Genomic DNA, 13,372 nt, shown 5'->3' with positions numbered 1-13,372 from the left:
TTATTAACCGGGGTCATTTTTATTTTGGTGCCTAGATTTTTAAATCATTGGTACTTTAAATTACACCAGTATTTGTCATAATAGTCTAAAAAGCAGTATGAAAGGGGTTTCATAATAATGACAAGAACTGAAGAACTGCAAGAGAAGAGAAATAAATATGTCGCACGGGGCGTCAGCAACGGTAATTTAAGTATCGCAAGTCACGCGCACGGGGCGACTGTCACTGATCCTGAAGGCAACCAATTTATCGATTTCGCCGGCGCAATCGGCGTTCAGAATGTAGGACATACACACCCAAAAGTGACAGAAGCCGTAAAAAATCAAGTGGATAAGTTTCTGCATCCGGGATTCAACTGTATTATGTATGACGGTTATATCGAACTTGCTGAAAAACTGTGCGGAATCACGCCGGGCAGCTTTGATAAAAAAACGATCCTTTTCAACTCCGGGGCGGAAGCTGTGGAAAATGCAGTTAAAATGTCCAGAAAATATACAGGCAGAAATGCAGTCGTTTCATTTAAGCGAGGCTATCACGGGCGCACGAACTTGACGATGAGCATGACGAGTAAAGTAAAACCTTATAAAAATGGCTTCGGTCCGTTTGCATCGGATATTTATGCGGCACCGTTCCCATATGTTTACCGCAGACATCCTGCGCTGACGGAAGAAGAGTATATCGATCAGTCGATCAAGGAATTCGAAGAATTTTTCATAGAAACGGTAACGCCTGAAAATGTGGCGTGTGTCGTCATGGAGCCGGTTCAGGGCGAAGGCGGTTTTATCATCCCGCCGAAACGCTTCGTTGAAGCGGTGGCTGAGTTCTGCAGGGACAATGGCATCGTCTTTGTCATGGATGAGATTCAGACAGGTTTTGGCCGTACGGGTAAATGGTTCGCTTCAGAACACTTCGATATCGAACCGGATCTGATGACAGTATCGAAATCACTCGCAGCAGGTCTGCCTTTAAGCGGTGTCGTGGGCAGGTCGGAAATACTGGATGCGGCCGAACCCGGGGAACTCGGCGGAACATTTGCAGGCAACCCGGTCGCATGTGCTGCAGCACTTTCAGTCATTGATGTGATTGAAGAGGAAGACCTCTGCAACAAAGCAGAAAGGATCGGCCATAAGCTTGAATCTGTATTTAAAATTTATCAGGACAAATATTCATTTGTCGGAGAAGTCAGACGCCTCGGCGCAATGGTGGCAATGGAAGTTGTTAAAGGCGACAAAGAAAATACGCCTGACAAAGCATTGACCTCTCAGATCGCAAAATACGCGAATGACAATGGTTTAATCCTGCTTTCAGCAGGTATTTACGGTAATGTCATCAGATTTCTGATGCCGCTCGTCATTACTGATGAGGAGCTGAATAAAGGACTGGATATTCTTGACGAAGCATTAGAGAAAGCAGGAGAAGCATAATGGTACAGACTTTTGATATTAAAAACCCGGCAACAGGGGAAGTCATCGATACTTTGAATAAAAGTTCAAAAGAAGAAGTGCAGGCCGCAATTGAAGCTTGTCACGAAGGGTTCAAGGCGTGGCGTAAAACAGACGCGCATTACCGTTCCGGCGTCATCAAGGAATGGTTCCGCCTGATCAATGAAAATAAAGATGAGCTCGCTCTGATCATCACTAAAGAAAGCGGCAAGCCTCTCGCCGAAGCACTCGGTGAAGTGGCTTATGCGAATGCCTACATCGAATGGTACGCTGAAGAGGCGAAACGTGTTTACGGCAGAACGGTGCCTGCAAACTCACCGAATAAGAATATCATCATTAAAAAGCAGCCGGTCGGTCTGGTTGCAGGCATTACACCGTGGAATTTCCCGGCAGCGATGCTGACGAGAAAGGTTGCACCTGCACTTGCAGCGGGCTGTTCATTCATCATCAAGCCTGCTGCGGAAACACCACTGACAACGATGAAGCTTGTCGAACTGGCCTACGAAGCAGGCGTGCCGGAAAATGTATTCAAAGCGGTGAACGGTTCAGGCAGGGACATCGGGTCTTTATTTACAGACAGCCCTCTAGTCCGAAAGATTACGTTCACCGGATCGACGCCGGTGGGCAAATCACTGATTGAAAACAGTGCGGACACAGTCAAGCACCTGTCGATGGAACTTGGCGGACATGCGCCGATCATCGTGTGTAAAGATGCGGATGTGGATATCGCGGTCGATCAGACCATCGCATCCAAATTCAGAAATGCGGGGCAGACATGCATCTGTGCAAACAGATTGTTCGTCCATGAATCGATTGTGGATGAATTTTCTGAGAAATTGAGTGCGAGAGTGGCAGGCTTGAAAGTCGGCAACGGCATGGAAGAAGACGTCCAGGTCGGCCCGCTGATCAATGAAGCCGCCTATGACAAAGTCAGTGCCCAGGCTGAAAATGCGAGAGCACTCGGCGCAGAAATACTGTGCGGCGGCGAAGGCATCATCGACGATGATAAGAAGACATACTTCTATCAGCCGACAGTGATCAAAAATGCGAATCAGGAGATGGAAATCATGAACGAAGAAACATTCGGACCTTTGATTCCGATCCAGTCATTCTCAGATATAGAGGATGCGATCGAGCTTGCGAACGGACTGCCGTTCGGCCTTGCCGCATACTACTTCACGAATGATTATAAAGTCGGACTGTACTTGTCTGAAGAGCTGGATTTCGGCGTCATCGGCTGGAACGACGGCGCACCTTCAGCAGCACATGCACCGTTCGGCGGCCTGAAAGAGAGCGGCCTCGGCAAAGAAGGCGGTCCGGAAGGTATTGAAGCATACTTGGACACGAAATATTTATCGATTGGGAATTTGATTTGATTGATTGAGAGATAAAACTTCGGTTTTGTCTCTTTTTTCGTTGGGTTGCCGTGCCGTCGCTTTTGCACCATGGCACGAGAAGTATGATATACCTGATAATCATTCCTGTTTTATAATATAATCAAGAAAAAGGGGGAGTTTCATGGATTTCAGAACTGCAACAACAACCGACCTCAAAGATATCGTCGCACTGCTCGCTGATGATGAACTCGGCAAAACGCGTGAGACGGTCAGCGAAGAAATCGACGGCAAATACATCCAGGCGTTCAATGATATCGAAGCCCAAATGGGCAATCAGGTTCTGCTCGCCACCGAGGACGGTGAGACAATCGGCTGTCTTCAGCTGACATTCATTCCGACGCTTGCGCGCGGGGGTCAGAAACGCGCCCAAATCGAAGGTGTGCGGGTGCATAAATCTCATCAAAGTAAAGGTGTGGGCAGGTCTTTATTTGAAGAAGCAATCCGCCTGTCGAAAGAAAATGACTGCAGCATCGTCCAGCTGACGACGGACAAAAGACGGATGGGCGCGCATTCTTTCTATGAAAAACTGGGGTTTCAGGTTACACACGAGGGGATGAAGTTATTCCTATAACAGATCATAGGATATGATGCATTTCTCCAGTTCTTCCAGGTACAGCTTCGCCATCCGGCTGAGCTGTGCTTTTTTGTTAAGCAGCGTGCCGACTGTAATCTGATCTTCCACATCCAATTTTACCGGGATGATATCCGTGCCGTTCAAATCCGCATTCAGCACGCCGGAGGAAATCGTATAGCCATTCAGGCCGATCAGACAGTTGAACAGCGTCGCCCGGTCACTCACCAGAATGTCTTTCGGACTGTTCAGCGTCCTCAAAATCTCCTCGGTGAAATAAAAGGAATTGTTATGCCCCTGTTCATAAGCGAGTCTCGGGTAGGGCGCGAGATCCTCAAGTGTCACCAGTTCCTTCTCGGCAAGCGGATTATCCTTACTGATGAACACGTGCGGACTTGCTGTAAACAGCGGCTCAAATTCCAGCTGGTTTTCTTTTATCAACTGGGAAAGCACCTGTTGGTTGAAATTGCTCATAAAAAGGACACCGACTTCACTCGTCATATTCTTCACATCGTCAATAATTTCAAATGTCCGTGTTTCCCTCAGCGTAAATTGATATTTATCCCCGCCGTACTTATCAATCATCTTTACCATCGCATCCACTGAAAAAGAGTAGTGCTGTGTGGATACGGACAATAATTGTTCCTGATAAGGTGAATCCAGATAACGTCCTTCCATTAAATTGACCTGTTCGACGACCTGTCTTGCGTAACTCAAAAACTCGGCCCCGTCGGTAGACAGAACAATGCCTTTGGAAGTTCTTGTAAAAATTATGATGCCCATCTCCTGTTCAAGCAGCTTAATCGATTTGGATAATGTCGGCTGTGAAATAAACAGAGTTTTGGCCGCTTCGTTGATGGAGCCTTTATTCACGACTTCAATCAAATATTTTAATTGTTGTATTGTCATAATGATTCACCCCGGCTTTTATTTCATTCATTCTATCATATAGCCAAAAGTTATAACAGGCCATGAATTTTAGCAGTTATACTATTGCATTGATCCTATGATACGATGAATCTACATTAAAACATATAGGAGTGGTCGGATATGGCATTGAACCAACAAGTAAAAGTAAAAAGAGTTGCACCTTTCAAATTTGATAACGTAGGCAGTTTCCTGCGCCCGGCGAAATTAAAAGCGGCGCGTGAGGCATTTGAAGAGGGCAGCATCACACAATCAGAACTTAAGAATGTTGAAGATATCACGATTAAAGACTTGATTGAGAAACAAAAAGAGATCGGCCTTGAAGCAATTACAGATGGAGAATTCCGCCGTTCATGGTGGCATCTGGACTTTTTCTGGGGACTTGGCGGTATCGAAAAGGTTGATATCGGTCAAGGGTATAAATTTGCACATGTGGAAACAAGAGCTGAAACTGCGAGGCTGACAGGTAAGCTTTCAGGGGAGAACCATCCATTCATCGAGCATTTCAAATACGTGCAGCAATTTGCGGATGATGAAATCATCGCAAGACAGACGATTCCCGCACCGGCCCAATTCCTGGCAGAATTGACCCGCCCTGAAAATAAAGAAGCGACAGATCATCATTATCCGGATGAAGCGGAGTTACTTAATGATATCGCAGCGGCATATCAGACATTCATCAAAGAATTATACGAGGCAGGCTGCCGTAATCTGCAGCTGGATGACTGCACGTGGGGGATGATTGTAGATGAAAATTACTGGAAGAACTTAAATGCCGACTTCACTGTAGAAGATTTAAGCCGTAAATATGTAGAACTGAATAATGAAGCAATCGCAGATTTACCGGAAGACCTGGTCGTTACAACACATGTATGCCGTGGAAACTATCGTTCAACATGGGCATCTTCCGGTGCATATGATACTATCGCAGAAGTTTTATTCGGCGAAGAAAATGTGGAAGCATACTACTTAGAGTTTGATACAGAACGTGCAGGCGGTTTTGAATCATTGTCGAAAGTGAGTGGAGACAAGCAGGTCGTACTTGGATTGTTCTCATCCAAATTGCCTGAACTTGAAGACAAAGAGGAAATCAAGGCACGAATCGAAGAAGCCTCGAAGTACATCGACAAAGACAGACTGTGCGTCAGTCCACAATGTGGGTTTGCTTCAACAGAAGAAGGCAACAATTTAACTGAAAAAGAACAGTGGGATAAGCTACGTTTAGTAAAAGAAGTTGCAGATGAGGTTTGGGGAGACTGATGAGTGGGGCTGCATGATGATGCAGCCTCTTTTTTATGATGCCCCCTGTCACAAGTGGTGCTTGGAGACATGAGTTGTGGCATCTTGACGTTGGCCCTGACCAATTACAATGAAAACCCGGCACGCGGGATGCAACTCACCAGCCAGTCGATGGATTTTAAGGATGAAACGGGCTTTATTCATAAGTAACTGAGCAGTGTCGTTGCGATTGTAAAGTAGATTAAAAGGCCCATGATGTCATTGATTGTCGTGATGAACGGTCCGGAAGCGACGGCCGGATCGATCTTCAATTTCTTGATGATTACAGGTATGATGGCGCCGACGACTGCGGATAGACTCAATGTAATAATCAGTGTTAAACCGACGATGACAGCGAGCATAAGATCACCGGAAGGGTACAGCAGCGGGATGATGATGAGCAGCATGGCTGAACATGCCAAGCCGAGTAAAAAGCCTGTACCGAGTTCCCGCCACAATGTTTTAAATATGGACCCCGGTCCGATTTTTCCAAGCGCGAGGTTGCGGACGGCGACTGTCAAAGCCTGCGTGCCGGTATTCCCCGCTGAATCCATAATCAGAGGGATGAATGCGGAAAGCAGGACAACGGCCTCCAATGTGTTTTCGAAAGCACCGATGATATTGGCTGTGATCATGCCAAAAAGCATCAGCAAAATAATCCAGGGACCGCGTTTTATGGCAGATTGGAACATGGTCAGTTGATGATCCATTGCACCTCTTGTCGTACCGAGTTCACCGAAATCCTCTTCCGTTTCAATCTGGACGACATCGAGGACATCATCGACAGTGACGATACCGGCAAGCAGTCCGTTTGCAGTAATGACAGGTAAGGCAATCAGGTCATACTTTTTAATAGTTTTTGCGACTTCTTCCTGGTCTTCATCGACACTGGTTGTAATGAAATTCGTCTGCATAATCGATCCTACTATTTCGCTGTCACCTGTAACGATCAGATCCCTTAATGATAGAACACCCTGCAGGCGATGCTGATCATCCACGACATATATATAATAGATTGTTTCTGCATCCGGAGCTTCTTTTTGCAGCCGCTTGAGTATGTCTCCCGATGTATCTGAAGCGGTGACAGCAATATATTCCTTCGTCATGATTGTGCCGGCGCTGTCTTCATCGTAATCCATCAGCTCTTCGACTTCCGTACTTTCTTCATCCGTCATCAATGATAAGATTTTTGTACGGTAGGCATCATCCTGAATTTCCAGGAAATCTGCGACATTATCCGCAAACATGTAATCAAACATCTCTGCAATATAATGGTCATCCAGTTCCTCTGCGACTGCAGTCTGGTGTCCCAAATCCAAAGCTTGAAACACATCGGAAAATTCTTTTGCGGATAAATATTCTTTAATCTGTTCGTGTTGTTGTTGATCGAGAGCAATAAAGATGGCGGCCTGGTCCATCGGATGGATATTCAGAAAAATTTCTCTGAAAGTCTGCGTATCATGTTTTGATAATGCGGTCACTATTTCATCCTGAAAATTGATTATACGTTCCATTTGGCTTCTCCTTCCGGTATCCGGCTGATACCAGTCAGGTACAGCCATTAAAAATTTCATATGTCATTTAACTATGGCATACATACGTATGGATTCAAAACATAATTTCTATAATGGAAAAATACACTAAAATTTTAAACCAAAATAAAAATAACCTCCAATTCTCTAGAAAATTATGTAATAATGGCTTCTATGTAATTGTTTAAATTTTTGAAATATTGATGGGAGGTTTTAAATTTGGCAAAAAAGACGAATAAACGTAAGTTTGAAATGCCGCATATTTATGTCATTCTATTCACCTTGATTATCCTGGCTTCGATTGCATCTTACATAGTGCCGGCAGGTGAGTTTGACCGTGAAGAAGTCGACGGGGTTTCGATGATCATTCCGAATACTTTTGAATTTATCCAACAGACGCCGGTGGGTATTTTTGAATTCATGACTGCGGTGCCAAGGGGTGTCGAAGGCACAGTCATCATCATCTTCGGTATCCTCGCGATCGGTGCAATGTTCAGAGTCATCGAAAAAGCGGGTGTCATCGATTTAATCATCAACTTTTTAATCAAACAGTTTGGAAACAAGGGGTTATTGATCATCCCGATAATTGTTGTGCCATTGGCGATTTTCGTATCTCTGACAGGTAATATAGAATCTTCACTGATATTTTTACCTGCATTATTACCGCTCTTCCTGAAACTTGGTTTTGACAGGATGGCTGCGACAGGTACAGTGCTTATAGCGACAGTAGTCGGCTTTACAGTGGCACTGACAGCTCCGGCGAACCTGGGTACTGCGCAGACGATTGCGGAACTTCCGCTGTTCTCTGGTATCGGTTACCGTGCAATCATTCTGGCTGTCATGACCACTATCGGTATTTTGTTTGTCATGTCATATATCAAACGTGTAGAGAAAGATCCAAGTAAGACTTTGATCAGTGATAATATCGACGAGTCACAGTGGACTGAAGCAGATGAGGAAACGAAAGAAGTCACGACAAGAACCGTTGTTGCTACGTGGGTGTTCATCGGTGCACTCGGGTTCATGCTGTTTGGTATCTTCCAGTACCAGTGGTACTTTATCGAGCTTGCAGGTTTCTATATCCTTGCAGGTACGATTACAGGTCTGATCGGCGGTTTAAAGCCTTCGCAGATTGCGGGTGCAATGAACGAAGGTATGCAGAACATCCTTTTAGGTGCCCTGATCGTAGGGGTTGCACGTGCGATTTCCGTAGTGCTTGAAGACGGTTCGATCATGGACACTACAGTCTACGCACTGAGCGAGATCATCACAGTACTTCCGGAGTCGGTCGTCCCGGTAGCGATGATGATTGTCCAGGGAATAATAAACTTCCTGATTCCTTCAGGAAGCGGACAGGCAGCCGCGACAATGCCGATCATGATTGGTCTGGTCGACTTGACCGAAATGACGAGACAGACTGCTGTACTTGCTTTCCTCTTTGGGGACGGGTTTTCGAACATATTCTATCCGACTTCAGGTTACTTCATGGCGGCGCTTGCGATTGCCAAAATCAAATATACAGACTGGATCAAGTTCATTTGGCCGTTACTTCTGTTATGGTATGGAGCAGGGGCAATATTCCTGGTCATTGCATTCTTCATCGACTACGGTCCATTTTAAGCAATGATACTTGAGAGGGTGTATGAATATGAGATGTGGTACAAAATGCTTCATGGTAACGGTGGAAAGAGATGACGGTAAAAAGACTTATGAAATTCCGGCACGAACTCAGGCGGATGCCAGAAAGATAAGCCGCCGCCGTTACGGTGAAGATGTTGTCATTCACTCTGTTCATAAAAAATGATTGATATAAGCAGTTCCTTATCTGAATGATGAGGTGCTGCTTTTTTAGCGTTTAAATTTGTGTAATAGTAAACTAATATTTATAATTGAACCAGTAAGCTGTTTGATGCACTTTATTATGAGGGGGAGTAAATATGATTGATGGTTTGCAAAGTGTCATGTTATACGTGGATAATCAGGAACAATCCGTAGCTTTTTGGACAAAAGACTTGGGGTTTGTGATTAAATCAGAAGACATAATTTACGATGATTATAAATCAGTGGAAGTGGCGCCCAGTCTGGATTCACAAACGAGCATCGTAATCTTTGACAAAGCATTCATAAGAGAAGCAAGTCCTGAAGTGAATCTCGGCACACCTTCATTGATGTTCCAGGTCAAAAACCTTGATGGGCTGTATGCTGATTTTAATAATAAAGGCATCAGATGCGGAGATATTGTAGAGACGCCTGACGGCCGGGTATTCAATTTCTCGGATGATGAAGATAATTATTTTGCAGTGAATGAGGTCAAGTAAGATAAATAAGAAAAACCTGTTCCAGATATCTGGAACAGGTTCTTTTTTAAAATTCATTTTAACTTATCATGATTCAAAGCAGTGCCGATCGTTCCGGTCTCAACTGCCTCTATCACTTTATCACATGCTTTAATCCTCAAATTTTTCAGGGCGTCATCGGAATAATAGGCAGCGTGTGGTGTAATCAGCACTTCTTTTCTATTCAACAGCGGATTACTGAAGTCGGGCGGCTCCTGCTCCAGAACATCCAAAGCTGCACCGCCGACTTTCCCGGATTCGATGGCCTGGATCAGATTATCTTCCTTGATGATTCCGCCGCGGCATGTGTTGATGATGAAAGCACCGTCCTGCATCAGCTCCAGGCTGCCGGCATTGATGATATGCTTTGTATCCTCAGTGAGCGGAACATGCAGACTCAAGTGGTCGGAACGCTGCATCAAATCTTCAAATGACACAGCTTCCACGTCGTATTCATCAAATATTTCCCGGGGAATAAAATCATCATGGGCAATAATTTCAGCCCCGAACGGTTTCAATTTTTCAGCAGCTCTTTTGGCAATTCTGCCGAAACCGAGCAGTCCGACAGTGAGACTGCCTATCGGTTTTACGCCGGAAACCGCAAATGAATCCCAGCTGCCGCTTTTTACGACCTCACTGTAATCCGACAGTCTTCTCATGCCGTGAAGCATCATGGCAACGGTATGGTCCGACACTTCTTCAATACAGTAATCCGGAATGTTTGAGACATGGATGCCTTTATTGCTTGCGGCTTCCATGTCCACATTCTGATAGCCCATGCCCATTGCGATGATCGCTTTACACTTATCGAGTGTATCAATCAGTGCTTTATCAACGATGAAACCGACCTGGAACATGACGACCGATGCAGAACCCGAATATTTTTTCGAGTCCGCATCAAAGTCTTTCAGTCTGGTGACTGCGACTTCATAACCTTCATTATTCAATCGTTCAATTTCATAATCATGTTCTTCCCAAACATCATTTAAAATCCAGATGAGGGGTTTATTCATAACGGTGAACCTCCATAAATCAATTATTCAAACAAGCCTGGCAGGAACATTGAAAGTGCCGGGATGAATGCTATGATCAACAGACATATAATCATGACCGCAACAAATGGCAGTACGCCGACGGCGACCTGTTCGAATTTAACTTTACCGACACTGGAGGCAACAAATAAGTTCACTCCAAGCGGCGGTGTAACAAAACCGATCGCAAGTGCTACAACCAGAACGACCCCGAAGTGAACCGGATCGATACCGACGGAAGTGACCACCGGCAGCAGTATCGGCGTTAAAATGATCAATGCTGAAATTGTATCTATAAACATGCCGACAACCAAAAGCAGAATGATGATGATGACGAGTATGAAAATCGGGTTCGAAGTCAAGTTCATCAATCCTTCGGCAATCGTATTCGGTATTTGCTCAAGTGTCATGAAAAATGCGAATGACACAGAAAAACTGATGATGATCATCGTTGTCGCGTTGATGAGGATGGTCTCCATGAAGGAATCGTACATGCCCTGCCAGTCGAGTTCTCTATGTATGAAGACACCGACTATAATCGCATAGACCACTGCTGTCACCGCAGCTTCTGTCGGGGAGAACACCCCGCCGTAAATACCGCCGAGTATGATTACCGGGACAAGTAAAGCCCATTTTGCATCCCATGCGGTTTTTAATACATCTTTGAATACAAAATTTTCTGCACCTTCCTGCGGTTTGTACCCACGTTTCTTCGACATCAGATATGCTGTGAGCAGCAGCGCAATACCAATCAGCACACCAGGAATGATACCTGCCATAAACATTGCTCCGACAGACACACTGCCGACTGCACCATACACGACAAAGGGTATGGATGGCGGGATGATAACGCCGATGGAGCCGGCCGCAGCAGTTACACCTGATGAAAATCCTTTACCGTATTTATTGGCAATCATTGCAGGAATCATAAAACTACCGATGGCTGCAACTGTTGCCGGGCCTGAACCTGCGATAGCGGCAAAGAACATACAGGCAACAATCGTCACGAGTGACAGACCGCCTGTGATCCAGCCGACGAGTGCAGTGGCGAGATTCAAAAGGCGTTTGGAAATACCCCCGCGTCCCATCAATATGCCGGCAAGAATAAAAAACGGAATGGCCAGCAGTGAGAATGAGTCGAGTGACGTAAATGCTTTTTGGGCAATCAGGTCAATTGGCAGATCGGTACCAAACCAGATGGCAACGATGGCAGCGGCTCCAAGTGAAATCGCAATTGGCACGCCGATCAGGAAGCACACTATCAATACGGCAAATAATATCAGAATTATATTCATAGTGGCACCTCTTCTTTCTCTTTTTGTTTCTCTTCTTCTTTAATGTTCGAGTAATCTTTGCGGATGATTCCCACCAGCTGCTGGATCAGACGGACAGCCATGCTGACCGAACCGAGCGGCACTGCAAGATATACAATCCACATCGGTATTTGCGTGGCAGGTGATACCTGCCCGTACTGGAGTGTTGCGAGCACCAGCTGTGTGCCGAAAACCGCAACCAGCACAATCAATACAAACCATATTAACGTTGAGGCAACATCCATGATTTTTCTCGCAGCACCGTTAAATATATTTACAAATGCGGTGACCTTTATGTGTTCTCTCAGTTTTACGGCATAGCCCGCACCTATCCAGACCTGGAAGATGTGGATGTATCTTGCGAATTCCTCCGTCCAGCTGGGTGCACTTTGGAAAACGTAACGGCCGACGACCTGTCCGAATATGAGCAGGACCATCAATACCAGTGTTGCAATCAGAAAACCTTCTTCAAATCTGTTAAAATATTTTTTCATATAAAGTCCCCTTAATTTGTGACATGTCTATTGTGCTTCCTCGACAGCTCTATCCAGTTCATTGAACAGTTCAGATCCGAGCATTTCTTCATATTTATCATAAACCGGTTCGGCTTTTTCACTGAACGCCTGTCTTTCTTCATCGGTCAAATCATTGACCTGGAGGCCGGCCTCGACCATTTCCTCCATGTATTCATCGTTTTGTTCCTGGGAAAGTATTCGTTGGTCTTCCCTGTAATCTTCAGCTGCATCCACCACGATTTCCTGCAGATCCGGCTCAAGTGACTCATAAAAATCATTATTCATCAAAAGTGCGACCGGCATATATACGTGGGAAGTCAGTGACATATACTGCTGCACTTCATATAGATTGCTCGTATACATCAGGGCAATGGGAGATTCCATGGCATCGTATGTGCCCTGCTGCAGCGTGGAGTACATTTCCCCGAATGCAAACGGTGAAGCATTGGCACCAAAGGCATTGAAGACATCGGCGTGTACCGGACTTTCCAATGTTCTCATCTTCTGTCCTTCTATGTCATCCGGGGTATAGACCGGATGTAGATTATTGGTTATATGACGGAAGCCGTTTTCTCCGTATACAAGGCCTTTGATATTGACGTCCTCGAGTCCGTCAAGCAGACCCTGGCCGAACGGACCGTCAAGAACGGAATATGCTTCTTCTGTATCTTCAAACAGGTAGGGCAGATCCAGAATCATGAAATCCTGGTCAAATCCAGAGACGCTGGCAAGTGCGGGAATGGTCATTTCGACATTACCGAGCTGCACTGCTTCAATCGCTTCCCTGTCAGATGGGAATAAAGACCCGGATGGATAGAGTTCGACTTTAAGACGTCCGTCGGATTCCTCCTCGATCTGTTTTTTAAATTCTTCCGACATGATATGCGTAGACTGGGTCGGGTTCACCAGATGTGCCAGACGTATCGTCTTCTGTCCGGTCTGTTCATCTGTATTGGGTCTGCCGCAGGCAGATAATATCAACACGGTGATCAACACCAGAAAGCTAAAATTCCTCATATAAAAAGTACTCCT

General features: G+C 45.3%; 13 protein-coding genes. 7 read left to right on the top strand and 6 right to left on the bottom strand.

Going from position 1 to position 13,372, the window contains the following annotated elements:
- Positions 1 to 117 precede the first annotated feature (117 nt).
- From gabT to ACY8DT_RS05920, 3 genes are all read left to right on the top strand, one after another.
- Positions 118 to 1,422: a 4-aminobutyrate--2-oxoglutarate transaminase gene (gabT, locus tag ACY8DT_RS05930; RefSeq protein ID WP_462421998.1), complete on the top strand. Its 1,305-nt coding sequence runs from the start codon at positions 118 to 120 to the stop codon at positions 1,420 to 1,422.
- Positions 1,422 to 2,816, top strand: a complete 1,395-nt coding sequence (locus ACY8DT_RS05925) for an NAD-dependent succinate-semialdehyde dehydrogenase (protein WP_462421997.1) — start codon at positions 1,422 to 1,424, stop codon at positions 2,814 to 2,816. The genes gabT and ACY8DT_RS05925 overlap by 1 nt, the downstream gene beginning before the upstream one ends.
- Before the next feature lie 142 nt (positions 2,817 to 2,958).
- Positions 2,959 to 3,408 (top strand): GNAT family N-acetyltransferase, encoded by a 450-nt coding sequence (locus tag ACY8DT_RS05920; RefSeq protein ID WP_462421996.1) that lies wholly within the window; start codon positions 2,959 to 2,961, stop codon positions 3,406 to 3,408.
- On the opposite strand, the gene ACY8DT_RS05915 is transcribed toward ACY8DT_RS05920, so the two are convergent.
- On the bottom strand, positions 3,403 to 4,317 hold the full coding sequence (locus tag ACY8DT_RS05915; protein ID WP_462421995.1) for a LysR family transcriptional regulator: 915 nt from the start codon (positions 4,315 to 4,317) through the stop codon (positions 3,403 to 3,405). The two genes, ACY8DT_RS05920 and ACY8DT_RS05915, sit on opposite strands and share 6 nt — an antisense overlap.
- Positions 4,318 to 4,458: 141 nt before the next feature.
- On the opposite strand from ACY8DT_RS05915, the gene ACY8DT_RS05910 reads away from it, so the two are divergent.
- Entirely contained in the window at positions 4,459 to 5,595 is a 1,137-nt protein-coding gene (locus ACY8DT_RS05910) for a 5-methyltetrahydropteroyltriglutamate--homocysteine S-methyltransferase (protein WP_462421994.1), read from the top strand.
- 179 nt (positions 5,596 to 5,774) lie between these two features.
- Here the strand turns inward: ACY8DT_RS05910 and mgtE are convergent, their stop codons facing one another.
- On the bottom strand, positions 5,775 to 7,127 hold the full coding sequence (gene mgtE, locus ACY8DT_RS05905) for a magnesium transporter (protein WP_462421993.1): 1,353 nt from the start codon (positions 7,125 to 7,127) through the stop codon (positions 5,775 to 5,777).
- A 237-nt stretch (positions 7,128 to 7,364) separates the two neighbouring features.
- On the opposite strand from mgtE, the gene ACY8DT_RS05900 reads away from it, so the two are divergent.
- From ACY8DT_RS05900 to ACY8DT_RS05890, 3 genes are all read left to right on the top strand, one after another.
- On the top strand, positions 7,365 to 8,765 hold the full coding sequence (locus ACY8DT_RS05900) for a YfcC family protein (RefSeq protein WP_462421992.1): 1,401 nt from the start codon (positions 7,365 to 7,367) through the stop codon (positions 8,763 to 8,765).
- A gap of 28 nt (positions 8,766 to 8,793) precedes the next feature.
- Complete coding sequence (locus tag ACY8DT_RS05895) at positions 8,794 to 8,949, top strand: hypothetical protein (protein ID WP_462421991.1); 156 nt, start codon at positions 8,794 to 8,796, stop codon at positions 8,947 to 8,949.
- A gap of 133 nt (positions 8,950 to 9,082) precedes the next feature.
- The gene (locus ACY8DT_RS05890; RefSeq protein WP_462421990.1) at positions 9,083 to 9,463 is read left to right on the top strand and encodes a VOC family protein; all 381 of its coding nucleotides are present in this window, start codon (positions 9,083 to 9,085) and stop codon (positions 9,461 to 9,463) included.
- Positions 9,464 to 9,516: 53 nt separating this feature from the next.
- Here ACY8DT_RS05890 and ACY8DT_RS05885 read toward each other — a convergent pair whose 3' ends face one another.
- From ACY8DT_RS05885 to ACY8DT_RS05870, 4 genes are read right to left on the bottom strand one after another with little or no spacing between them, the layout of a single operon-like run.
- Positions 9,517 to 10,494, bottom strand: coding sequence for a C-terminal binding protein (locus ACY8DT_RS05885; protein WP_462421989.1), 978 nt, complete (start codon positions 10,492 to 10,494; stop codon positions 9,517 to 9,519).
- Positions 10,495 to 10,517: 23 nt separating this feature from the next.
- The gene (locus ACY8DT_RS05880) at positions 10,518 to 11,807 is read right to left on the bottom strand and encodes a TRAP transporter large permease (RefSeq protein ID WP_462421988.1); all 1,290 of its coding nucleotides are present in this window, start codon (positions 11,805 to 11,807) and stop codon (positions 10,518 to 10,520) included.
- Positions 11,804 to 12,319 (bottom strand): TRAP transporter small permease, encoded by a 516-nt coding sequence (locus ACY8DT_RS05875; RefSeq protein ID WP_462421987.1) that lies wholly within the window; start codon positions 12,317 to 12,319, stop codon positions 11,804 to 11,806. Before ACY8DT_RS05875 ends, ACY8DT_RS05880 begins: the two co-directional genes overlap by 4 nt.
- A gap of 27 nt (positions 12,320 to 12,346) precedes the next feature.
- Positions 12,347 to 13,357 (bottom strand): DctP family TRAP transporter solute-binding subunit, encoded by a 1,011-nt coding sequence (locus ACY8DT_RS05870; RefSeq protein WP_462421986.1) that lies wholly within the window; start codon positions 13,355 to 13,357, stop codon positions 12,347 to 12,349.
- Positions 13,358 to 13,372: the final 15 nt, after the last annotated feature.

The organism is Salinicoccus sp. Marseille-QA3875 (genome assembly GCF_054950095.1).
This window is presented reverse-complemented; position numbering and strand designations above follow the sequence as displayed.

What these genes read in the sequence shown, in the direction of transcription:
- gabT (WP_462421998.1), top strand. Translation starts at nt 118, where the DNA reads ATGACAAGAACTGAAGAACTGCAAGAGAAGAGAAATAAATATGTCGCA.
- ACY8DT_RS05925 (WP_462421997.1), top strand. Translation starts at nt 1,422, where the DNA reads ATGGTACAGACTTTTGATATTAAAAACCCGGCAACAGGGGAAGTCATC.
- ACY8DT_RS05920 (WP_462421996.1), top strand. Translation starts at nt 2,959, where the DNA reads ATGGATTTCAGAACTGCAACAACAACCGACCTCAAAGATATCGTCGCA.
- ACY8DT_RS05915 (WP_462421995.1), bottom strand. Translation starts at nt 4,317, where the DNA reads ATGACAATACAACAATTAAAATATTTGATTGAAGTCGTGAATAAAGGC.
- ACY8DT_RS05910 (WP_462421994.1), top strand. Translation starts at nt 4,459, where the DNA reads ATGGCATTGAACCAACAAGTAAAAGTAAAAAGAGTTGCACCTTTCAAA.
- mgtE (WP_462421993.1), bottom strand. Translation starts at nt 7,127, where the DNA reads ATGGAACGTATAATCAATTTTCAGGATGAAATAGTGACCGCATTATCA.
- ACY8DT_RS05895 (WP_462421991.1), top strand. Translation starts at nt 8,794, where the DNA reads ATGAGATGTGGTACAAAATGCTTCATGGTAACGGTGGAAAGAGATGAC.
- ACY8DT_RS05890 (WP_462421990.1), top strand. Translation starts at nt 9,083, where the DNA reads ATGATTGATGGTTTGCAAAGTGTCATGTTATACGTGGATAATCAGGAA.
- ACY8DT_RS05885 (WP_462421989.1), bottom strand. Translation starts at nt 10,494, where the DNA reads ATGAATAAACCCCTCATCTGGATTTTAAATGATGTTTGGGAAGAACAT.
- ACY8DT_RS05880 (WP_462421988.1), bottom strand. Translation starts at nt 11,807, where the DNA reads ATGAATATAATTCTGATATTATTTGCCGTATTGATAGTGTGCTTCCTG.
- ACY8DT_RS05875 (WP_462421987.1), bottom strand. Translation starts at nt 12,319, where the DNA reads ATGAAAAAATATTTTAACAGATTTGAAGAAGGTTTTCTGATTGCAACA.
- ACY8DT_RS05870 (WP_462421986.1), bottom strand. Translation starts at nt 13,357, where the DNA reads ATGAGGAATTTTAGCTTTCTGGTGTTGATCACCGTGTTGATATTATCT.